Source organism: Trinickia sp., assembly GCF_051954495.1.
Lineage (GTDB): Bacteria > Pseudomonadota > Gammaproteobacteria > Burkholderiales > Burkholderiaceae > Trinickia.
On the sequence record NZ_JBQCHR010000134.1, the window covers coordinates 1 to 22,167 of the forward strand.

At 58.1% G+C, this 22,167-nt stretch carries 24 protein-coding genes; 7 read left to right on the forward strand and 17 right to left on the reverse strand.

The features are described from left to right. Positions 1 to 1,243: 1,243 nt before the first annotated feature. From ACTHNR_RS18685 to ACTHNR_RS18715, 7 genes are all read right to left on the reverse strand, one after another. The gene (locus ACTHNR_RS18685; protein ID WP_440549153.1) at positions 1,244 to 1,831 is read right to left on the reverse strand and encodes a phage tail protein; all 588 of its coding nucleotides are present in this window, start codon (positions 1,829 to 1,831) and stop codon (positions 1,244 to 1,246) included. A 76-nt stretch (positions 1,832 to 1,907) separates the two neighbouring features. Continuing rightward, positions 1,908 to 2,075 carry a DUF6760 family protein gene (locus tag ACTHNR_RS18690; protein ID WP_440549176.1) on the reverse strand — a complete coding sequence of 56 codons (168 nt, stop codon included), beginning with the start codon at positions 2,073 to 2,075 and terminating at the stop codon, positions 1,908 to 1,910. Continuing rightward, positions 2,072 to 2,464, reverse strand: a complete 393-nt coding sequence (locus tag ACTHNR_RS18695; protein WP_440549154.1) for a hypothetical protein — start codon at positions 2,462 to 2,464, stop codon at positions 2,072 to 2,074. The genes ACTHNR_RS18690 and ACTHNR_RS18695 overlap by 4 nt, the downstream gene beginning before the upstream one ends. Before the next feature lie 17 nt (positions 2,465 to 2,481). Then, the gene (locus ACTHNR_RS18700) at positions 2,482 to 2,934 is read right to left on the reverse strand and encodes a phage tail protein (RefSeq protein ID WP_440549155.1); all 453 of its coding nucleotides are present in this window, start codon (positions 2,932 to 2,934) and stop codon (positions 2,482 to 2,484) included. A 12-nt stretch (positions 2,935 to 2,946) separates the two neighbouring features. After that, positions 2,947 to 4,641, reverse strand: coding sequence for a phage tail sheath family protein (locus ACTHNR_RS18705; RefSeq protein ID WP_440549156.1), 1,695 nt, complete (start codon positions 4,639 to 4,641; stop codon positions 2,947 to 2,949). Between the two features lie 12 nt (positions 4,642 to 4,653). Continuing rightward, positions 4,654 to 5,286, reverse strand: a complete 633-nt coding sequence (locus tag ACTHNR_RS18710) for a hypothetical protein (RefSeq protein ID WP_440549157.1) — start codon at positions 5,284 to 5,286, stop codon at positions 4,654 to 4,656. Continuing rightward, positions 5,283 to 5,921, reverse strand: coding sequence for a DUF4255 domain-containing protein (locus ACTHNR_RS18715; protein ID WP_440549158.1), 639 nt, complete (start codon positions 5,919 to 5,921; stop codon positions 5,283 to 5,285). The genes ACTHNR_RS18710 and ACTHNR_RS18715 overlap by 4 nt, the downstream gene beginning before the upstream one ends. Before the next feature lie 151 nt (positions 5,922 to 6,072). Between ACTHNR_RS18715 and ACTHNR_RS18720 the strand changes: the two genes are divergently transcribed. Together ACTHNR_RS18720 and ACTHNR_RS18725 are read left to right on the forward strand one after the other, a co-directional pair. Then, positions 6,073 to 6,324: a hypothetical protein gene (locus ACTHNR_RS18720; RefSeq protein ID WP_440549159.1), complete on the forward strand. Its 252-nt coding sequence runs from the start codon at positions 6,073 to 6,075 to the stop codon at positions 6,322 to 6,324. Further along, a complete protein-coding gene (locus tag ACTHNR_RS18725; protein WP_440549160.1) occupies positions 6,287 to 7,018 on the forward strand; it encodes a helix-turn-helix transcriptional regulator in 732 nt (243 codons plus the stop codon). The genes ACTHNR_RS18720 and ACTHNR_RS18725 overlap by 38 nt, the downstream gene beginning before the upstream one ends. 211 nt (positions 7,019 to 7,229) lie before the next feature. Here ACTHNR_RS18725 and ACTHNR_RS18730 read toward each other — a convergent pair whose 3' ends face one another. From ACTHNR_RS18730 to ACTHNR_RS18755, 6 genes are all read right to left on the reverse strand, one after another. Then, entirely contained in the window at positions 7,230 to 8,045 is an 816-nt protein-coding gene (locus ACTHNR_RS18730) for a hypothetical protein (RefSeq protein WP_440549161.1), read from the reverse strand. A 21-nt stretch (positions 8,046 to 8,066) separates the two neighbouring features. Further along, the gene (locus ACTHNR_RS18735) at positions 8,067 to 8,588 is read right to left on the reverse strand and encodes a hypothetical protein (RefSeq protein WP_440549162.1); all 522 of its coding nucleotides are present in this window, start codon (positions 8,586 to 8,588) and stop codon (positions 8,067 to 8,069) included. Between the two features lie 87 nt (positions 8,589 to 8,675). After that, positions 8,676 to 9,137: a hypothetical protein gene (locus ACTHNR_RS18740; RefSeq protein WP_440549163.1), complete on the reverse strand. Its 462-nt coding sequence runs from the start codon at positions 9,135 to 9,137 to the stop codon at positions 8,676 to 8,678. 88 nt (positions 9,138 to 9,225) lie between these two features. Beyond that, positions 9,226 to 9,702 (reverse strand): hypothetical protein, encoded by a 477-nt coding sequence (locus ACTHNR_RS18745; RefSeq protein WP_440549164.1) that lies wholly within the window; start codon positions 9,700 to 9,702, stop codon positions 9,226 to 9,228. Between the two features lie 505 nt (positions 9,703 to 10,207). After that, positions 10,208 to 10,975, reverse strand: a complete 768-nt coding sequence (locus ACTHNR_RS18750; RefSeq protein ID WP_440549165.1) for a glycosyltransferase family 2 protein — start codon at positions 10,973 to 10,975, stop codon at positions 10,208 to 10,210. 33 nt (positions 10,976 to 11,008) lie between these two features. After that, a complete protein-coding gene (locus ACTHNR_RS18755; protein ID WP_440549166.1) occupies positions 11,009 to 12,031 on the reverse strand; it encodes a glycosyltransferase in 1,023 nt (340 codons plus the stop codon). 433 nt (positions 12,032 to 12,464) lie between these two features. On the opposite strand from ACTHNR_RS18755, the gene ACTHNR_RS18760 reads away from it, so the two are divergent. The 5 genes from ACTHNR_RS18760 (at position 12,465) to ACTHNR_RS18780 (ending at position 20,440) form a co-directional block, all read left to right on the forward strand. Continuing rightward, positions 12,465 to 12,896 (forward strand): hypothetical protein, encoded by a 432-nt coding sequence (locus tag ACTHNR_RS18760; RefSeq protein ID WP_440549167.1) that lies wholly within the window; start codon positions 12,465 to 12,467, stop codon positions 12,894 to 12,896. 319 nt (positions 12,897 to 13,215) lie between these two features. Continuing rightward, positions 13,216 to 14,448, forward strand: a complete 1,233-nt coding sequence (locus tag ACTHNR_RS18765) for an MFS transporter (protein ID WP_440549168.1) — start codon at positions 13,216 to 13,218, stop codon at positions 14,446 to 14,448. 424 nt (positions 14,449 to 14,872) lie between these two features. After that, the gene (locus ACTHNR_RS18770; RefSeq protein ID WP_440549169.1) at positions 14,873 to 15,835 is read left to right on the forward strand and encodes a TetR/AcrR family transcriptional regulator; all 963 of its coding nucleotides are present in this window, start codon (positions 14,873 to 14,875) and stop codon (positions 15,833 to 15,835) included. A 45-nt stretch (positions 15,836 to 15,880) separates the two neighbouring features. Continuing rightward, positions 15,881 to 18,388 (forward strand): acyl-CoA dehydrogenase, encoded by a 2,508-nt coding sequence (locus ACTHNR_RS18775; protein WP_440549170.1) that lies wholly within the window; start codon positions 15,881 to 15,883, stop codon positions 18,386 to 18,388. A 162-nt stretch (positions 18,389 to 18,550) separates the two neighbouring features. Then, complete coding sequence (locus ACTHNR_RS18780) at positions 18,551 to 20,440, forward strand: AMP-binding protein (RefSeq protein ID WP_440549171.1); 1,890 nt, start codon at positions 18,551 to 18,553, stop codon at positions 20,438 to 20,440. A gap of 88 nt (positions 20,441 to 20,528) precedes the next feature. On the opposite strand, the gene ACTHNR_RS18785 is transcribed toward ACTHNR_RS18780, so the two are convergent. The 4 genes from ACTHNR_RS18785 to ACTHNR_RS18800 all read right to left on the reverse strand — a co-directional run. Further along, on the reverse strand, positions 20,529 to 20,903 hold the full coding sequence (locus ACTHNR_RS18785; RefSeq protein ID WP_440549172.1) for a HepT-like ribonuclease domain-containing protein: 375 nt from the start codon (positions 20,901 to 20,903) through the stop codon (positions 20,529 to 20,531). Beyond that, positions 20,900 to 21,190 (reverse strand): nucleotidyltransferase family protein, encoded by a 291-nt coding sequence (locus ACTHNR_RS18790; RefSeq protein ID WP_440549173.1) that lies wholly within the window; start codon positions 21,188 to 21,190, stop codon positions 20,900 to 20,902. The genes ACTHNR_RS18785 and ACTHNR_RS18790 overlap by 4 nt, the downstream gene beginning before the upstream one ends. Before the next feature lie 80 nt (positions 21,191 to 21,270). Further along, entirely contained in the window at positions 21,271 to 21,642 is a 372-nt protein-coding gene (locus ACTHNR_RS18795; protein WP_440549174.1) for a hypothetical protein, read from the reverse strand. Between the two features lie 41 nt (positions 21,643 to 21,683). Then, positions 21,684 to 22,167 (reverse strand): FAD-linked oxidase C-terminal domain-containing protein (locus ACTHNR_RS18800; RefSeq protein WP_440549175.1); only part of this gene is annotated, 484 nt, incomplete at its 5' end.

Sequence of the window (22,167 nt, forward strand, 5' to 3'; positions counted from 1 at the left end):
CGCGTTTGCGCGATGGTCGGCTCGCTCTGTGCGCCGTTGCGCACCGACTGCTCTTGGTCGATCCTGGACGCACGGCGGCGCTCGGGTGTCGAACTAGACGGATGGGCGGACGATGAGGGCGAAGCATGCGAATGCGAGGAAATAGGCCCTTGTCGTAGAGACATGCGAGCTTGCGGCCGCGGTGCGGACGGCTCCGCAGTTATCACGTGCGGACGGTGCTGCGCTAACCTCAGCCGCGGCGCGGCCGATACGGTGCGCGGATCGGTCGTTCCTTCGAGCGGACGACGGCTAAGCACGACGCGCCTTCGAAGCGTCTTCCTCGGTGCGCGTTCGTGCGAGCACGGCGCTACCTTGTCGGCAACAGCATGCTTCCGCCGCGCGCTGGCGGCCAGTGTGCGAACGTTCGCACGGTTGCTTGGCGTGCCGGCGGATGAGTGAGGCCACGCTCGCTTACTCAGGCGATCGTGCTGTCCGCTGTCGGCTCGCGGGTTCATTGCCGGAACTGCCAACGCGCCGCGGTGCGGCCGGATGCGGCTGTGCTCGGCGGCTCGGTGTGCAGCGGCCACGAAACGCCGAGGTGCATGCGCGGGGCGCTCAGTCGTGGCGGCCGTAGACGTCGCAGCTCGCGTTCGGCTGCCCCCTACGGAGCGCGGGGTAGCTCGCTCCTCTTGACCCCGGGTACGGACCGGGCCACCTGTTTGCGGCAATGCAGGCGTCGCTCTAGTGCGGACGACAGAGCGCACCGTTGCGCGCGCTTCGCGACCTGCCGTGGCGCGGTTTGAGCCTCGGACCTGTGGCGCAGCCGGCATCGCTCGCGTGCGGACGTAAGACCGTAACGGGGCAACCGCTCGACGAACCGGCGTGACGCCGACAGTCGCCGTGACACTCACAGGGGGGCCGAGGACACGCCCGAGCGACGGCGACGTTATCGTTCGGCTCGAACGAACCGTGGCGTTACCTCGTGTCGGAGCGATAGTCGATACTTTTGCTTGATCGGCACGCTTCGCAGCCGCGGTGTGCGCCGCTCTGCTACGCAACGACGCTGCTCTGTCGGGCGCCGTTTGATACAGGCGCCATCGCGAAGGCATGATCGCGAAGACGAACCGCGGCGAGAATTGCCGAGGCCAAGGGTAGCGTTGCAGGCCCAGAATTGCCGGGCGCGCCCTCGCTGCTGCCCCCCGCCAAAAACGAAGTACGGCCGGAACGCGGGCCTCGAATGAACGCGGGAAGTTTTTCAACATGATCAAAACCCCAACGACTTCACCGCGCTCGCCACCGAAGCGAGACCGACTTTCTCGATCCGGTCTATCGCAAGCGTTAGGCGTTGAACGGCCACCAAGCTTTGCGAAGCGTCGAAATTGACACCCTCGAGCGCGGTAGGCCATGCGTTGTAGAAGTTCCAAGCCGCGGTAGGGACGCCGAACGAAGGCAAGCCGGCCACCGTCGGACTATGGAGATCGTTCATCAACAAAATAGTCCCGTTCATGCGCAGCACTGTGCCCGCCGCAGTGAGCCGGTACCACTCCCACAACGGATCGACCAGCGTCAGCCCTTTCGAGAACACGAGTTCGTCGCACGTGGCCTGACCGGGCAGCTTGTGTTCGTAACCATTGTTTCCGCCCTCTCGTACCGTGCGCACTTCCGTTTTCCAGCCGATGCCTTCGATCGACGTGAAGCCGCCCAGCATGCTGCTGATCGCTGCAGCACTGACTTTTTGAAGGGCCGCTTTAACAACGCCGTTGAGGCTGAAGAGGCTGCCCGCGCTTATGGGGGGATGCACCGTCACAAGAAAATGATAAGACTTGAAAGGCTCCCCGACAGCAAGGTTCACGGCTGTCTTCAGCACACTCGAAATAGACATCCCTCCCCCTTGATGACAGCGCCCCTAACGACACGCCCGCCCCTCGTCATCCCAGCTGTCGTATATCGATTCCGACCGAACGCTCCGGCTGCTCTGCCGCATTGATCTTGTCGTTGATCTTGCTGATTTCTTCGCACCAGCGCCGCCGGTCCCGATGCGCCAACATCGAGATCTCCGCTAACGACCAGTGAAGGTGATAGGCGATGAACGCTATCTCTTCATAGAGTTGGCTTGGAACGGCAGCGCTTCGACGTTTCCCTGCGGCAGGCCTCCTAAAGCATTCGTCGACTCGTCGTCGGCGTCGTCCTCGTCGAGTGCGTTGACCTTGTTGTAAAGCTTCTGCAAAAACGTAAAGTCACGAAGAAACAGTTCCTCGATGACCGGGGTCGACATAACGTCGACTCTCTCCAGGGAAACGACACGCGCAAGCGCCACTACCACGAGATACGCCGGATTGGCCTGCACGCGCGGGTCTCGCATTGCCTGAAATTCGTCGTGCGCGGTTGCGAGGCGCATCCGGCCTTGACGGCAAAGCGAGCCATCGGGCGCCCGGTAGCCTATCGGCAAGGTGAAAGGGAATTCTGTACTGATGAGGTCGGCCATCTTTTTCTCCTATCGAACTACTTCGCTCGCACCATCGAGTCGATGGCGAGCTCTAGCGTCTCGATCATGACTTCGGCGCTTCCAGCGTTCAAACCACTTGTCTGAAGTACTGTTGGCCATGCGTAGTACACGTCCCACCGCGCGAGCAAATTGTCGCCCCCTTGGTCCAACAGAGCGATCGTGACGTGGCGTTTTGCATTGGGCCACGACGTGCCGTGTTGCACGATGCCGGCATGCCAATCGTAAAGCTCCGTAGAAGTTGTCATTCCTTTCTTGAGCGACACGCGGCCATACGAGACGAGTCCCGAGAGCGTTCGGGGTACGGGTGCATCCATTCCCTCGCGGTAATCGACCGTGGCAACGGTAATCTCCGGTATCGTCACTTCTGAAAACGCCGCCATCTGAAGGCCCAAAATGTCCACTCTGAAGCGGAAGCCGCGGAAAGGATCAAGCGGTAACTGAGTAGCCATAAGGTCTCTCCATCAAGACGAGGTGGAGCCCGTCGACATCTGGGCAATACGGATGACCACGAATTCCGCCGGGTACAGAACGGCCAATCCGACGTCAACGTTCAAGACACCCTGCGTGCGCGACTCGGGCGGATTATTGGAGGCATCGCAGGTGACGAAAAACGCCTCTCCGACTGAAGCGCCGTATAAAGCACCCTGACGCCAGAGCATCGTCAAAAAAGCCGTAACCTCGCGCACGACAGTCGCCCATAGCAGCGGGCCATTCGGCTGAAAGACAACCCATTCGAGACTCATCTTCAGGCTCTGCTCGACGAACGTCACGAAGCGACGTACGGCGATGTACTGCCATGGACTTTGCCCGTCCAGCGTACGCGCGCCATAGATCGTGATGCCATATCCGGGGATGTTGCGAATGACGTTGATACCGCAGGGGTTCAATAGATCTTGGTCGCCCTCCGTTAGCCATCCCGTCAATGCGGTCGCCGTGACGATTCTGCCGGTGCGCACGCCTGCAGGAGAGACATGTACGCCAGCGGCATGGTCCGTCGCGGCATAGCGGCCTAGTACGGCGCCGCTAGGGGGGACGGGAACACTCGTGTTAGTGGCGGGATTTAGGACGAAGATCCACGGATAGTAGATGGCGGCGTTCTCATAAATCAGAGGCGTGCCTGTGTCGCCGCCGGAGACGAACTGCGTAATCGAAGTTATGGTCCCAGGCTCGCTCGGATCGTCGGCATAGGGCGCATCCACGACATAAAAGAAGTTGGGCACTTTGGTACAAGCGTTCATCACCGTCGTGATGACGTTTTTGAGTGACGCGCCAGCCTCGTCCCCGGCTAGGTCGACCAGCGCCGCATCAGGCGTCGCGAGCAGACTTGCGTCCGACGCTGCCGAAAGTGCCCGCAGCGCGTCGCCATATAGCGTGTCGTATTCGACGGCATCGCCACCGGCCATGGCCACCGGTGTGCCGTCGCGGGCCGAGTCCGGAGCATCTGACTTGGCGGGGGTGGAAACGACACGGATGAACATCGATTGCGCATTGATCTGGTCGATCAAGGCGCAAGGGCCCCCGGCGGTTTCCGGCAGGCTCGACGATGAATACGGCCCGAACCGCTCTAGGCAATACCATAAGTCGTCATCGTCCCCCGGGATCCTGGTAGGTTTGATCGAATTCGCGCGAATAAACTGTCGAAAGAGTTCCGGCCATATACCCAAGGACGCATCGCCTCCCGTACCGCCGGCCTCCAAATCCGACGCATTGATCATCGTGTTGATGCTGAAATGGTTCGAAGCCTGACCGGCTGAGGGTGGAGCGCCAACGTCAAACACGGCGACGTTCAGAAGCGAGTTGGGCCACTCTCCGCAGCTTGCAGCCGCAAAGGTATAACCACCGTTCCCGTCTGTCACCTGCGCCGTCGCTGGCGCCGGGGCGGGATCCGGGCGCATCCCGACGACATAGCAGATCGAGCCCGATTCTGCGAAGAACTCAAAGACCGCCGCCGAAACGAACGCTCCCCACACGAACCCGCCGTATCTGGTCTGAAAGTCCGCCCAACTTGTGACCCGTCGGGCAGTATTTCTATCGAGCGCGTCCAACTTTTCGGTTGCGCCGATGAAGACGGGGATCGACGTCGAGACGCCCTGAACGGACGGCACCGCCGGCAACTCTTTGATGTAGACCCCGGGGTGCCGATAATCGTTATCCATACCTGCCTCTCCTTATGCGTTCATCGCCTGCAATTGAATCGGGGGTAGCACACTGCTTCTCAGACCCATTATCTCGACGCTATCGGCGTATGGCTCGTAGCCCCGCCCCTTGACGTCGAGCTTCACCTTGATCGTCTGCGGAGTCACGGCTGGTAAAGCGAGTGCATACCGGCCTCCATAGAAGTCGCCTTTTCCCGGCTGTCCACTGGTCTTGGTGGAACAACAGTGCAAGCCGAGCCGATCGGTGAACATCGCCGAAACCTCGATGTCGTTTAGTGGCCCGTCCGAGCTTCTGACTTGGCCACGCAAGACCGTTGTATCGGCTGGATAGTCATACAGCGCATTCGGCTCCAAATCTATGCGAACCGTTAGTTCCGCAAGGGGCTCACAGAGAGGAAGCGAAATCAGGGTCAGCGGCGCGTGTGCATCAAAAAACCCCTTGCATTTCACGGTCACTGTACAAACGTCGGAGGGAACGTCAGTCAGATCGGGAAAAACGTAGAGCCCGCCGGCCCTATAAAGCGGCTCGTACCGACTGCCGCCCAGCAGGAAGACAATTGCAGGCCCGTCAATGGGCTCGTCCGAAAAACTGTCCATGATCATGAGGATCATTGCCGCGCTCGCGGCTGCTTCCTGCGCAATCATGATTGCTCCTCGACCGCGTTGATGACCGTGGCATTGATGGGATTGATCTGGACGACCAGCTCGACAGGCACCTTCTCGGGCGCCGGAAGGCGGACCGGTGAGACGGTGTAGAGCTTTGTCATGTGATAGCTCTTGTTCGGAAATCCCGCCCAGAGATCGCGCAACATATGAATCGTCGCCGGCTGCGGCACGACGGCTAAACGGACGTTCCCCGTTTGCACCAGAACGCTGTCGTGATCGACGAATTCCGCTGGAATCTTTCCGCATCGATCCAATAAGCCTACGAGACTTCCGGCGATCTTCTGTTCATACTCTGACGATCTACCGTACACGACGAGCATATAGAGGAGATCAACTGCCAAAGGAGCCGGCGTAAGCGCAAACGATGCTAGCGATTGCGGGTTCATCTGCTCCGCCGCAAGCGTCGGTGGAGCGTTGCGAAGCTCAGGGTTGACCGCAATTTGATACAGATAGAGCGAAAGGCGGTCCTCGCCCGCGCCGTCGAACTCTGCGGGCGAGTCGAACGTCACGGCATGCTCGGAAGCCAGCTGTGGAATGTACGCGCAGATAAAATTCCGCAGGGCGTTGCTGACGCTGGTGATGACTAGGTCAGCGTCGATTGGTGGTATTTGCATCAGTTGGAACCCGGTGCAGTTACTCGAAGGGCGGCGCTGCGCGTTCCGAGCGCTCCTCCAAAAAATCCAATATGTGACATTTACCTCGCCAACGACGGGATAAATAAACGCAGCTCACTCTCGCTTCGAGCAACCACGCCACGAAAGCATTATGGATCACACCGCAGCGGCGGGTAGTACAAATGCTTGCAGCAAGAGGGCACACTTCCTCTTAATTCATGAATTAAAGCATCAATATATGGAAAAATCTCTGCCCCGCATCGGCATCGGCGTGGTCATACGAACTCATTCCCCCTATGATTTCATTGCGAGCCGTCGCAAACGTAGTCCGATTCCTCGACAGAACGAACATAGCGGAGATTTCCATGACCGAGGCATCATCGTTTTTTATGAATTCAAATAAGCCGGTCGTCCAAGAAACGATATTCGGCTTTCAGAGCATTAAAACCGAGAATGAGCTTATAGTTGGATTAGAGAAAATCGTTTCATTGACGCATTTCGATGCTTATCATTATCAGGGACAATTCTCTATTTACTGTGGCAGCGAACGCCAGCGTACGCTCTCGAATCTATCCACACGGGGGGGCAACATGTGCGCCGACGCCTGTGGCACTCATCTCGCCAAGGTTGTCCATCGCGCCGAACAACGTCTCATTCCCGTACGATGGAAAGAAGTGGCGGCCGACTCCGATGCATGGGAGGACGGGACAGGGGTAAAAGACGGTGTTGTGGTTCCCGTTCACGGAAGAAGCGGTGATACCGGCGTACTCGCCTTTCTCGTAACAGAAGGTGGCCGCGATATCGATGAAATGATTAATTTTACACTGGGCGATATCGGCCTCACAGCGATGTACCTCCATGAGGCGATGACCCGAATCATTGCCCACTCCTTTCACGCACCGAAAGCCAAACTAACCGACCGTGAAATCGAGTGCCTTCACTGGATCGCCAACCATAAATCAAACTGGGCGATTTCGAGAATTCTCGGAATTTCCGAGCACGGTGTCGTTTACTATGTACGCCGTCTAATGTGGAAGCTCGATGCCGAAAATCGATATCAGGCGGTCGAACGAGCGGCTGCATATGGCCTAATTTGACACCTTGCCGCGGATTTCCTGCCCCATACAAGCAGATGCATGTTTATTCGCATCAATTTTATATGACATCCACCTCATCAACGATCGGTCACTCGACGAGTTTTGACTACATCCATAAACTCAACAGATGAAACTACGCCATGACAAAGACATTCGCAAGAATCAAATAAATTAAGTTTGCGTTGAATCAACAATCGCCTTGCAGTAATATTCATAATGCAAATAGTTTGTACACTTGAGCGAGATACTGCGGGCGATGGTTCGCAATTTGGGCTGTGGCGACCACTGGTTGGTCGCAGTCGATTTTTAGACGGACGTTCTTTATCTGTGGGCAATATCGACATTCTCGTAGTCGTTCGATATAGGCTTCCACGATCAGGCCCATGCCTCCGTTTTGCGGCCCTGGAACCTTCGCGACGGTAAGCACGATATTCTCCGAATCAAGTCCGAAAGTTCCGATCGGCAATGGCGCGCCGTTCGAGAGCCCTCTTATTCTTAGGCCGATATCGGGGCTATCAAGTCGTGCGGCAAACCAACGAGCGCCGCCATGAGCTGAACCGTCTTTAGCCAGCTGAATGCGTACGGACTGACCCGGCACGACATTTCGTATAACAAGTGTCACCCGATGAGTATCAGGCAACAGAATCGGGACCATACAGTTGATTTCGTCGCGCCACTCAACAGGATCGAGATCGCCAAGCCTCGCCGAAATCCGTGCCTTTTCGTTCAATATGCAGGAACCTTTCAACCACCATGTACCATCAGGAACCTCGATAAACGCTGTCAACTCGAAGTCGGCACCCGCGACAGGTCCGGTGTATATCGTCAGTGTCGACCCTGAAAATTCTAATCGCTGAATGCAGGACGCACGCTTATCGTCCAACATCAATGCGTTATACGATATACCCAGGCAATCCTCCCCGTCCTCCCCCATAGACCAAACAGCTCCGGGCGTAGTTAGCGTAAGGCACAAATTGTAGTTCTGCGACAAGCCCGAAAATCGAAGCACAACAGGAATCAAAACCATACATCCTCCATGCCTCACTCGTCAAAAACTCAAGGCAAAAGAACTGAATCCAATTAAGCTCGTACGATCCACTTCCGATTGAAACGTAACGCTCGCACCCAGCGGCAAATCCACATACCCGTGAATAGTATTTTCATGGCCTCGAACGCATATTTCCAGCTTCATCTCATCACACGCGGCATATGAACTAAAAATCAATTCGTGCGCGTTTATAATAAAACTATTTAATTTAAGAGGCACACTGCGCGTAGTCGTTTCTAGCGAAACCCCGACGAGATGCGCACTCGCATCACCCATGGCCCACGCGGCTTTTTTCGCATCGCGAAAAAAAATACGGACCCGACTATCCGCTGGCATACGAAACAACGTTACTTTTAACCATCGCTTGAATGGTGAATGATCAGACGGGAAGACGCCGCCAGTGTCAGAAACGCTCGATTGCTGCAAACCGTTGGCATCCAGCTGCGGCGAGGCGAGCGTGAAACCATCGCCACGCCCATCTTCGCTCTCGGCAGCAGCAGAAAACTCGTTAACGATATTCATTATCGCTCTCGATCGAAAAATCCGACAAAAGAGAACACGCTCACTAATCTAAACGGATCGCCCAGCTTATTCTGCAGCACCGACGATTTATGTTGGCCAATTTATCGGAATTTTTTTATCATCGAGCGGATACATTTGATCACAAAATACAATTCCAGCCATTGCAGGCGATTGATTTTCCATACTAACCACGAAATCAGCATCGGCACGCTGAATATACAAATGCACCGTAACCGTCGGCGGAATCACGGGTTTCTGCTCAAAAGCTGCCCGCCCCGTTTCCCCGTCGAAATAATTGTCACTATTTTTTGAACTTAATGCATCTCGAAAGGTTGAGAAAGTGAAGATCAAACACTGGGGCGTCAAACCGAAGCAGTTTAGCCCTAGCGGGGCGCCGGTTATGGACATTGTGAGGCTAGAGTTGCCGTCGAGGATACCGGCATAAGTCCACCACGAAGCCCCTGCTATTGCGATCTTGACCGTCGATGCTTGTACAAAGCTCGCGACTGTAACTGTGCTCGGGAGAAAGTTCATCGATTGATCTGCCACTTCGCTCTCCATACTGCAAGCGAGGTCAGCCGGAACCCGCAGCGACCGCCCCGCCGGATTTAAAGATTATTTCCTGATTCGACGATAATTAGCTGCCCCAGCTGACCCATTGGTAGAAGTTCATGGTATCTTGAGTGGAATTGTGCTCCCACCCGTACTTCATCTCCGTGCCCTGAGGGATGCTTCCGGTCAGCTGCACTTCAGCAACGTTCGCGTCCGACCACAAGAACGCGTTCAGTCGCAACGACGCTTTTATCTTAGCGGCCGGGCCTATAACGAACATAATCTGACTCGCACTCATTGAAAAACTTGCCAACGGCACGGCAGTCGCGGCTTGCGTCTCTGGAGTGAAGAGTTTCAGACCATCGCCGTCCTTACCAACGCCGAAGTTTTGATCAACCGACTGAAAATATACGGGATACATTGGTCCATTTTTCGGTGCACGGCCCTGGATATTGATTTGAACGACTGTTCCCGTCGCAAACGTAGAAACTACCGACTGGGGAATCTCTATGCAAAACTCACTGCTTTGCATTGCTGCGGCCGAGGACGACGAATCTGCCATGATTTTCTCCCAGAAAATTGACATTCACCAAAATTATCGAATAAACACAGCGGAGGTACCGAGGTGCACCCGCGCTAAAGCGTTGTCGCTTCCATTTAATTTTGCGTCGATATGCTCCAAAGTTCCACTACATACCCATGTAGCAATAAATCTGCAAATAATCTTCTACGTCTCAATTACAGCAAGAACGCTTTTAACATTAACACGCAGCGTTCCCGATATGAGGCTGTAGCATGAACGACTGATGATCGCGGCAGGGACAGTGGTATCATCATCCTGGAAGAAGTCAAAGATTGGTCGCAGTTGACCAATCGCGCTCCGATTCAAAACAACCTGATCCTATATGCGCGCGTTTTATCCCACTATGTGCCCGTTCTCAGGCCCTCGCTCCTGTCACTTCAATTTGGCCTCGAATCCCAGCCTGCGCGATTCACCAACGTCTCGTCCGAACCTACCTACATTGGGCCGAGAGCGATGACCCATTCCACCATGATAAACAACGCACTCAAGGATTCCCTGGCGATACACCGCCGGCAACACGGGGCGACGACGCGTACCGCTGTGCGATAAGCCGATCGTGCGCTGCCCGTAGGAGCGGATCACGGATGGGGGCTGGCGTAATATTATGTCGGCGGGGCGTCGTATCCAACGGATGTTGACCACCGTCGATCGACGTGTGCTGGTACTGGGAGGTCCCTCTCATGATGCCGAATCGGTCGGTTTGTTCGATCTCATATTTGATGAATCTTTCGCCGAGTTTGCGATGCACGCGCTCATAGAATCCATCGTCCTCTCGGATGTTCATCGCTGGGTAGCCTCCTACCGCTTTCCAAAGCGCCTTCTCGAACATTACCCAAGGATGGTTTATCCAACCGGGAACTGACTGATTCTCGTGCAGTATTTCCCTCCCCCAATACGCCCAAAAGTCCGCAGGTCGGTAGAATTGCGTGCCAAGCCGATCCATCTCATTCACGGAATACGAAATCCTCCACGGCAGATAGACATCATCGTCGTCCCAAATGGCAATTATCGCCCCTCTTGCCATATCGATACAGCTATTTCTCTTTTCACCGAGCGATGCGTACCGCGAGTTCCTATTTACTATACAGACATTATGAAATTTACCTGCGAAAATTTGCCTCGGACAATCATTGAGAATGATCAATTCCTTGTTGGGATAATCCTGAGCAAGAAACATAGCGACCGATTCGTTAACGTAGTCCGGTCGGCCATAGGTCGGCATAATGCAACTGACAAGCGGCAACGCTTTCATCGAAGGCTCCCCTGATCTCGTGTCGACGCTCGTTTACCGCAATTTTTGCCACGCCTCGAACACCGAGGCCCATGACCGACTCGCCGCCGCAAAGCCCGCTATCCGCTCCAAGCGGTCACGCGCCGCATGGCGCATCTGCTCGCGCTCTGCCTTCTCGAACGCGCACCGTGACGCCTTATAAACAAACTCGGAAGGATCTTGACAAAGCCACCCCGTCACGCCGTCTTCGACTACCTTAGTCCATCCTCCGCGCCTATCGACCACGAGCACCGACCCCGACGCCATCGCTTCAAATGCGACGCGCGGTAGATTCTCGAAGGTATCGGTACTCATGATCACGGCGTCGCACGAAGCGTAGAAGTCCTGCTGCGTGATTCCACGTTCTGCGTAGGTATGGACATAGTCATCAGGCTCTCGCCCCAACTTGTCCCGTATGCAATCGTTCCATCCCACGATATGCCCTTCTTTCAATTCGGGGGCTGTCATCGTGTCGTAGATCCAAAGCTGCTGCGCGTGGAACTTGTCCGTGTCCGCCCGGGAGATGCGGCCAAAACTGAACTTGCCATCCGCACGCTTTTCATGAAACGGGAATTCAGTCGCACGGAAATATGGAACGACCATCATGGGGCGATAGGGTTGACTAAACTCTGCGAGCCGCTTGCCTACCCGCTCGCGCCCGAGGTCGGTCTGGTAGAGATGGAAATCGATGAGCCCACGCTCCTGGCACCTCAACTCGCCTTCGAAGTTGTAGGTCATGCAATTGACGAACGTAGTCGTCCGAGCCCACTTGCGTATTTGCTCCAAGCACTCGAGAAACTCGCCATTGCAGAAACTGATGCAATGGAGCCCCTCGAGCGACCGCCAGTCTCTGAAGCTGTGGTAAACGCAGCCACGCTCCTCCAACTTCATCGCGAGACAATTGTCGTCCACCGGCCAGGTATGACACACGTGGACCGTAATGCCCATCGCCTGCCAGCACCAAATCTGATGATCCAGCTCAGTATCCGCACCGCCCAAGTGACTGGGATGTCCGATCACGCATAGCTCATCGATCATCGTCTTCCTCAAGTGCGATTTACGGTAGTGCGCAACACCCTCGTCGGCCTCAACCAGCGATCCCGGGCACCGCGCTAGTATTGCAGAAATGCGCCGACTTTTTCGTGCCGGTCGGAATGCGAAAATCATTATTTGGGAACTGCAGCTCTTTTTCTTATTTTTCAAACGGAATCCCGCATCGGTTTGCGCGATTGCCCACTGAAACTCACCCGGCAGCAAACGACATGCGACAGCACCTCCCCATATATGAGAGTTCGCGGCGAAACCATACATCCACCTTCCGCCACCGCTTGAATGACGAGGCACACGTAATATCATCCCTCATTGCGAGGTCAATCTCCGAGTGGACAACTTGAACGTCCTGTCGGCACCTCCAACCGAAGTGCGTATATCAGCGAATAAATTCAATGCATCGTCAAAAGGAGTTCGCATCATGCCGCTGCTCTTCAGCTTTAAAACATCGTTCGCCACGACCGAGTGTGATTACGCCTGGAATTTCGATTCGCATGGATTCCTATGTATCGCAAAGTCCCCCGGCGAGCAATTTAGCTTGACGCAAATCAACAGCGATAAATACGGACCGAATGCGTACGTCATTCAGAGTTTATCCAATCGAAATTATCTCTTTGCTCAAAACGGCGGTACGGTATCAGCCTCCGCGGCATCCATCGACGATGCAACGTTGTTCGTCGCGGAGCCGTTGGATGATTCCGGTACACCATTTTTGTGGCAAGTAGCGTCGACTGAGCATTACTTACATATACACACGGACAAGGAAAACCTGATTTTGGCGGATGGCAAGGTGGCGAACGATCCCGATTGCCATTTCAGCATTGTCGGGTCGGCCGACTGGATGATCGTCTGAACTTCCCCCAGCACCGCCGAGCCCTGACCCACGGGCTCGCTCTCGCGCGTTGCTCAAATGTATTTCGGCTGGAGCGGAGTCGCTGCTCGCCGTTAGCATAACGGCCGAAAACGACATGCACACCCGCCCAACCAAACAATACAAAAAGCGAACTGATATCTTCCAAATTCCTTTCAAATAAGGATTAGCACGTATACCCCAGCCCCAAACCCTGCGTTCGTTTAAAGACCGCGTACACTTCATTTACCCGTGGTGTGCGTCGCGCTGCCTTTCTTTTTCAGCGCTCCAGACTCGGAAACAACAAAGGAGAACGAACGAAATGACATGGACCAAAGAACAGCGCAACGTCACGATCGCGGCCTACCTAGGCTGGACGCTCGACGCCTTCGACTTCTTCCTGATGGTGTTCGTCCTGAAGGACATCGCGGCCGAATTCCACACCAAGATCCCTGAAGTCGCCTTCGCGATCACCTTGACGCTCGCCGCGCGCCCGATCGGCGCGTTGATCTTCGGCCGGCTCGCCGACAAATTCGGCCGCCGGCCCACGTTGATGGTCAACGTCGCTTGCTACTCCTTACTGGAGCTGCTCTCCGGCTTCGCCCCCAGCCTCTGGACGCTGCTGGTTCTGCGCACGCTGTTCGGCGTGGCCATGGGTGGGGAATGGGGCGTGGGCTCGGCGCTGACGATGGAAACCATTCCGCCGAAATCGCGCGGCATCGTCTCCGGCCTCTTGCAAGCCGGCTACCCCAGCGGCTACCTGATCGCCTCGATCGTCTTCGGCGTGCTCTATCAATATGTCGGCTGGCGCGGCATGTTCTTCGTCGGGGTCGCCCCGGCGCTGCTCGTGCTCTATATCCGCGGCAACGTTCAAGAATCGCCGGCCTGGAAGGCGCTCGACACGAAGCAGCACAAGCGCGCCGGCTTGCTTTCGACCATCGGCAAGAACTGGACGCTCGCGCTGTACTCGATCATCTTGATGACGGCCTTCAACTTCTTCTCACACGGCACGCAGGATTTGTATCCGACGTTCCTGCGCGAGCAGCATCACTTCGATCCGCATACGGTATCGATCATCGCCATCGTGCTGAACATCGGCGCGATCGTCGGCGGCTTGTTCTTCGGCTCGCTCTCCGAAAAAATCGGCCGTCGCCGCGCCATCTGCATCGCAGCATTGATCGCTCTGCCCGTGCTGCCCTTGTGGGCGTTTTCTAGCGGCGCGGTCTTGCTCGCCGTCGGCGCGTTCCTCATGCAGATTTCGGTGCAAGGCGCCTGGGGCGTTATCCCCGTTCACCTGAACGAGATCTCGCCCGACGAAGTGCGCGCCACCTTCCCCGGCCTCGTGTACCAGCTCGGCAACTTGATCGCGTCGATCAACGCCACCATGCAAGCGTCGGTGGCAGTGAGCAACGGCAACAACTATGCCTTCGCGCTGGCTGTCGTCGCGGGCATTGCGTCGGTGGTTATCGCCGTGTTCATCCTGTTCGGGCCAGAAAAGCGCGGTATCGATATGACAAGGTCAGCGGAACAAGTCGCATCGTCGTCCACGGCTTAATCCTCTTTCCGCAACGGCAACAACACCGAAGAAAGGCGCAAACCGCATAAACGCGCCTTTCTTCGTTTCTGTTCTCCCCCCTCACGCCACCGCCCGCACACCGCTTGCTGCACCGCAGCGCGTCACAACGTCTAGACTCCCTCTAGAGGAGTCCGTCGACAAACAACGCTTGCTCGGATTTTCTAGCGTTTTTATCGTGCTAAAAATAACAAAATTTCAATCAGAGGCTTGAATCGCTTGTTCGCTGCCGGGCAACCGGCATGGGCTCGATAGGAAACCGGAGTAAGCGTTCTGGGCAGAACCGAAACCGGCGCTGAATCGCGCGCTCGGTCGATGGCTCAGGCATCCACTCGAGGCGATTGCGAAACAGGCAAACCGAGTCGGCGCGAAAGCGCTAGTTCGGTTCACAGGGAGGGAGGCGCACATGGCTGTTCGAACACCAAGCCGCGGCACCGGCGATACCAAGGCCCGCATCCTCGACGCCGCCGAGGACATCTTCATCGAATGCGGTTACGAAGCGATGTCGCTGCGTCAGATCACTTCACGCGCCGACGTCAATCTGGCCGCCGTCAACTATCACTTCGGCAGCAAGGAAGCGCTCATTCACGCCATGCTGTCGCGCCGGCTGGACAAGCTCAACGTCGAACGCTTGAAACTGCTCGAGCGGTTCGATGCCCAGCTCGGCGATCGATTGACTTGCGAGCATGTCCTGGGCGCGATGTTCATTCCGGCGCTACGCCTGTCGCGCGACACCCGCGCCGGCGGCCCCGCGTTCTTGCGTTTGCTCGGGCGCGCCTATACCGACCCGTCCGCCTTCATTCACGATTTCCTCAACGGGCACTACGCAACCGTCGCCGAACGATTCTTCGACGCGTTTCAACGCGCGTTGCCGCACCTGCCGCGAGAGGAACTCGGATGGCGTCTGCACTTCGCCATCGGAGCGCTCTCGGGCGTGCTCGCGGGCGCGGACACCGACAACCTGATCGCCGAGTTCTCCAAGGGGCAAGCCATCAGCGATCTGCATTTGATCGCGCGACTCGCCTCGCTGATGGTCGCCGCCTTGAAAGCCCCGCTGCCCGACGGGGCGCAGCTCGCGGCTTTCGCGGCCGTACTCGGCGACGCGGACGACGGCCACGACGCCGCGGTCGGCATCACGGCCTGCGGCCCGCTCGATGCGCAATCGCGTCCATCCGCGCAATCGCAGCCGAACGGCGACGAGCAGCACGACGTCCTGCATGACGGCAATGGCAACGGCAACGGCCACGATGCGCACGACGAAGCCCGCAACGACGGTCGCATCGACCATACGCTCGCGCCCGCTCCGACACTGCCGCCGGCCGGCGCACCCGCCCCGCAGCAGCAGGAAGGCCCGCGCCCCGCGCTCTAACGTCGAACAACGGACGGCGCACGCGCGCCACCCGGAGGAACGGTCATGGCATGGTTTGTCGTGGCGCTCATCGTCGCGGGCGCAATTCTGATCTTCAACGAAGCCGCCGCGTTTTGGTGGCTCGGCACGCTGTGCGTGTGGCTCGCCGCCGTGGCGGCCACCGACGCGGCAGGCCTTGCCGCGTGTATCGTCCTGGGCGTCGTGCTCCTCATACCGGCGTTCGTCATGGCGATCAAACCACTGCGGCGCATGCTCGTCAGCGCACGTTTGCTCGCCCTGTTCCGGCGAGCGTTGCCCGATATGTCGTCCACCGAGCGCGATGCGATCGAAGCGGGCACCGTATGGTGGGACGCCGAGTTGTTCAAGGGCCGCCCCGATTGGGACGCGCTGCTCGCGCATGGGCCGCCCATACTGACCGATGAGGAACGCGCGTTCGTCGACGGCGAATGCGCGGCCCTGGCCGATCTCGCCAACGATTGGGAAACGACGGCGCACTGGCAGGATCTCTCGCCGCAAGCTTGGCAATACATCAAGCAGCAGGGCTTCCTCGGCATGATTATCGATAAGCGATTCGGCGGAAAAGGCTACAGCGCCTTTGCGCATTCGCAAGTCGTCATGAAGCTCGCGTCGCGCTGCTCCGCCGCGACGGTCTCGGTCATGGTGCCCAATTCGCTCGGGCCCGCCGAACTCTTGTTGCACTACGGCACCGAGGAACAGAAGGCTTACTACTTGCCCCGGCTAGCGCGCGGCGAGGAAATTCCCTGCTTTGCGTTGACGAGCCCTTACGCAGGTTCGGATGCGGCCGCCATTCCCGACGTCGGCATCGCCTGCAAAGGAACTTACGAAGGCCGCGAAACGCTCGGCTTTCGCGTCACCTGGGACAAGCGCTACATCACCCTAGGCCCGATCGCGACCGTGCTCGGCCTCGCGTTCCGCGTACGCGACCCGGATCATCTACTCGGCCCCGTCGACGAGCCCGGCATTACCTGCGCCCTCATTCCCACCTCGCACCCGGGCGTCTCGATCGGCCGCCGTCATTGGCCGCTCAATGCCGTCTTTCAAAACGGCCCCAACTCCGGCACGGACGTTTTCATTCCCGTCGATTGGGTGATCGGCGGCCCCGCGCAAGTGGGCAACGGCTGGCGCATGCTGATGGAATGCCTCGCGGCGGGCCGTGCGATTTCATTGCCTTCGGCCGGGGTCGGCACCGCGAAGCTCGCCGTGCGCGGCACGAGCGCGTACGCGGCGGTGCGCAGGCAGTTCAAGACACCGATCGGTCAGTTCGAAGGCATTCACGAAGCGCTCGGGCGCATGGGCGGCAATCTCTACGTCATGGATGCGATGAGGCGGTTTTGCGCCCAAGCGGTCGATCTCGGCGAAAAGCCCGCCGTGTTGTCCGCCATCGCCAAATATCATGTGACCGAGCGCTCGCGGCGCGTCATCAACGACGCCATGGATATCGCGGGCGGCAAGGGCATCTGTCTCGGCCCGTCGAACTTTCTGGCGCGCGCCTATCAGCAATTGCCGGTGTCGATCACGGTCGAAGGCGCCAACATTCTCACGCGCTCGCTCATCATCTTCGGGCAAGGTTCGATCCGGTGCCACCCGTATCTGCTCAAGGAGATGACGGCCGCGCGAGACGACGACGACCAACGCGCGCTCATCGCCTTCGATCATGCGCTGTTTCGGCATGCCGGATTTCTGACCTCGAACGCATTGCGCAGTCTCGTGCACGGACTCACCTGCGGCGCATTCATCAGGAAGCCGACTGCGGCGAGCCCTGTCTTGGCGAACTATTACCGCGCCGTCACGCGGCAGTGCATCGCATTCGCGTTCGTGGCTGACGCCTCCATGTTGCTGCTCGGCGGCGCCTTGAAGCGACGCGAGCGGCTATCGGCGCGCTTGGGCGACGTGCTCTCGCAGCTCGTGCTGATGTCGGCCACGCTCAAGCGGTTCGAAGACGAAGGCGCCTTCGCCGAGGATCTGCCGTTCGTTCGCTGGGGGGTGAAGGATGCGTTGCTCGAAGCGGAGCGGGCGTTCGACGGGCTCTTCGCGAACTATCCGAGCCGGTTCGCCGCCGCCGTCATTCGATTCCTGGCTTTCCCGTTAGGTCTGCGCCGCCGTCCGCCATCGGACGGGCTAACGAGTACGATCGCCCTGCTCCTGCAAACGCCGTGCGGTGCACGAGATCGGCTACTCGCCGATTCGCACGTGCCCGCGCAAGCCGATGCCGACGATCCCATCGCATGCGGCGAGCGCTTGCTGGCGCTATGCCCGGCCGTGGCCGACATCGAATCGAAATTGCGCGCGGCAGTTCGCGCAGGTCAAACGCAGCCGATGCCGCAAAGCTTGGCCGAGTTGCCGGGCTGGGCGCGCGCGGCCGAGGCGCAGGGTCTGATTGACAGCCGTGAGCGCGAGACGCTCGAACGTTATGCGCGCGACGGCGCGGCGCTCATCAAGGTGGACGACTTCCCTGCCGACTTCGATCGCTCGAGCGCATCGCCTCTAGGTGAACGGGTTGACGAGCCTCATTCCGAAGAATCCAATCAGTAGGTCAACTCGACCGCATCCGTCGCAGGCGCATCGATCAATGTCGCTCGACATTGATCCGCGTTTACCTACATTGATGACTGATCATCGATCGTCATCGAGGCTTCAACAAGATCAACAAAACGCATAGATCGCAATAACGAGGACAACCTGGGAGACAACAAAATGGAGCAACCTATCGCGCAGCGGTCGAGGTTAGGCGCCACGGGCTGCAATCTTTGTATTCCGGCTGCGATTCCGGATGCGCATGACGCATCCGATTTACCGGCCGCATTCGATTCGAGTACGCCGGAATCAGAGGCGCCTTCCGTGTTCGGTTCGCCCGCTGCCCCCGATACCGACGGCATTTGGTATCACTCCTATCCGCCCGACGTACCGCACGAGATCGACGTCACGGAGTACTCATCGGTCGCCCAGTTTTTCGACGAATGCACGTCGCAATTTCGCGGCCGCACGGCGTTCGTCAGCGTGGGCTCGGAGATGACTTACGATATGCTCGCGCGGCGGGCGAAAGCGTTCGCCGCTTACCTGCAGCGGATCGGCATCAAGCGCGGCGAGCGCGTCGCGATCATGTTGCCCAATACGTTTCAATATCCCGTGTCGCTGTTCGGCGTACTGAAAGCCGGCGCGGTTGTGGTCAACGTCAATCCGCTCTATACGCCGCGCGAACTCGCGCATCAACTGAAGGACAGCGGCGCCAAGGCGATCGTCGTCTTCGAGAATTTCGCGAAGACGCTCGAAGAGGCGCTGCCGGGTACAGCAGTCGAGCATATCGTCGTCACCGCGCTTGGCGATTTGCTCGAGCCGGGGGTCAACTTGAAGGGGCGCCTGCTCAACTTCGTGATCAAGCGCGTGCAGAAGATGGTGCCAAAGTATCGTCTGCCGAACGCGGTACGCATGCGCCGCGCGTTGGCGCTGGGCGCGAAGTCGCCTTACGCGCCGACGTTCGTTTCGCACGACGAACTAGCGTTTCTGCAATACACAGGCGGTACGACCGGAGTCGCCAAAGGCGCGATGCTCACGCATCGAAACATCATCGCCAATCTGCTGCAGGCCAAGGCATGGGCCGCAAGCCAACTCACCAGCGAGAGCGAAACGGTGCTCACGCCGCTGCCGCTTTATCACATCCTTTCGCTAACCATCAACGGGTTGATCTTCCTCGGCCTCGGCGGCCGCAACATCTTGATCGCCAATCCGCGCGACATGAAGCGCGTGATGCATCTTCTTCGGAACGAGAAATTCACCGGCATTCTCGCGATCAACACGCTCTACAAGGCATTTCTCGACAACGAGGAATTTTGCAAGCGCGACTTCTCCAATCTGAAACTCGCCATGGCCGGCGGCATGGCGACGCAGCGCTCCGTGGCCGAACGGTTCAAAGCCGTGACCGGCAAGCCGATCGTCGAAGGCTACGGCCTCACCGAGTGTTCCCCGATCGTCTCGCTCAATCCCGTCGATCTGAAGCACCTACGCGAATTCGACGGATCGGTCGGGCTGCCCGCGCCTTCGACGATCGTCCGCTTTCGCAAGGACGACGGCAGTTGGGCCAATATCGGCGAGCTGGGCGAGCTTTGCGTGAAGGGCCCGCAGGTCATGAAAGGTTATTGGATGCGGCCCGATGAAACGGCGAAGGTGCTCGACGCGGACGGCTGGCTGTCGACGGGCGACATCGGGGTCATGGATTCGGCCGGGTTCATCAAGCTGATCGATCGCAAGAAGGACATGATTCTCGTATCGGGCTTCAATGTCTATCCGAGCGAAATCGAGGATGTCATCGCGATGCATGCGGGCGTACGTGAAGCCGCCGCGATCGGCATTCCGGACGAGGCGCAAGGCGAGCGTGTGAAAGTGTTCATCGTGCCGCGCGCGCCGGGGCTCACACGCGAGGAGATTCTCGAGCATTGCCGCAAGCATCTGACGGGCTACAAGGTGCCCAAGCTCATTGAATTTCGCGACGCGTTGCCGCAGACGAATGTCGGGAAGATTTTGCGGCGGGCGTTGCGGGACGAGGAGCTGGCCAAGCTAGCCGCGTTGCAAGGCAGAGGCGCGACATGAACCGGAACCGGCCCCGAGACGATTAGTGCATGTAGTAGACGGGGCGATGCCGGTACATCCAAGTTCTCACTACAGTGCACCTCCAACCCTAGGCATGGCTGGAATCGGAAAGGCTTTCGGCCAACGCCTGGACCTGCTTGAATAGTTTGGGCAGGTCCGTCTGAAGGGTTCTCCAGACGATTTGCAAATCGACTTTCGAGTACCCGTGAGCAACAGCATTGTGCATCTGGTAGGCCGACGCCAATGGCAATTCGGGGTGGCTCGCAGCGAACTCGGGATAATGTTTTTCGACGTTGTTGCTTGCCTCACCGATGATCTCAAAGTTGCGGATCACAGCATCTTGGACCATTTCGTTGCCGACGAAGGCCGGTTCGTCCATGTCTGCCGTGTATCGACCAATGCGCCGAATGGCTTCTAGGATGTGTTCCAGATAATCTGCCAACCGCCCTTGGTCCCGACTCATACCGGCACCGCCTCGGCAATGACGGCCGCGCGGAATTTTTCCGGCAGCGCGTTCGGGGTAAGCACGTCCACGGAGACGCCAAGGAGCTGCAGCAACTCGTGGCGGATCGCACCGATATCGAACAACGTCGTGTCCGGTGTGGGATCAATCAGAATATCGAGATCGCTGCCCTCGTCATCGTCGCCGTGGATGACAGAACCAAACACCCGCGCGTTACATGCTCGATGCGACGCTACAACCTTCCGAATTTCTTCACGGTGGCTCGCGAGGGCCACAGATGGCTTCATGGTACGACCCCTTTCGGTTACAGCGAGACTTTACCAAAATCGCGCTGTCTCGATCTAGCAAGCCGCCCGTGACATCCGGGCTAGCCGACGTCGATCATGACAGCTATCGCCCCGGGTGCAACGCTCCGCGAAAAGAAGGTACGGCCCTCGCCTACCGACAAGTTTCGCAAAACGAAACAATCGGACGGGCGCAAACTTCCCTTGATCGCGCCCGGCCAGTCGCGCAACCGTGCGTACCACAGCGCGCCCACATCGGCGCCGACTTCGATTGCATCTCTGCCGTCGAATGCCCACGCCGTCTGAAGCGCTCGGGTCGCCGGCAGCGTCGAATCGACGATAAAAAGCGTACGATGCCGAGGATCGCCGAGTCTTACATCGCGGCCGAGCCATGGCATCGCGTGACTCAATGCAGGGAGTCCCGCGCCTGCGGCAAGAAAAGTACGTCGATCCATCCCCCCCTCCGCCCTCGTAGCGCATCCCCAGTTCTTCGCGCCTAAATATCGCCCCGCTTGTCACGCCACCCATGCGGCCATATCCCCGATTTACCGGGCGCCAAGATCCCGTCGGGGTCCAGCGCGTCCTTGATGGTTTCGGACATCCGCAGCAGCGCCCCATCGTTGAAGTCGTACTGCGAGGCGGCGAAATCCATCGTCGCCAAGTGCGTCCGATAAACGCCGTACCCCTGCGCGCGCGCATCGCTCATCAACACACGCTGAAGATCGGCGGCCGCCTCGGTCTGCTTGGCATCGTCTCGATCGAAAATCGTCGCCACGATATGGTGCAAATGGCGCTCGCCCGCCGTAAAACCACCGTAGTAATCGAACCCGTACTCCGCCAAGCGCGCCTTCGCGACCGAGTACTGGCGCATCGCATCGCCCCCCGTGAACGGACAAATCGGCGAAAAATCGACATGCGCGCCCGTTCCTCCCCGCCAGTCCAGCATCCGAAACGCACTCATCGCCGGAATGCCCGCCATA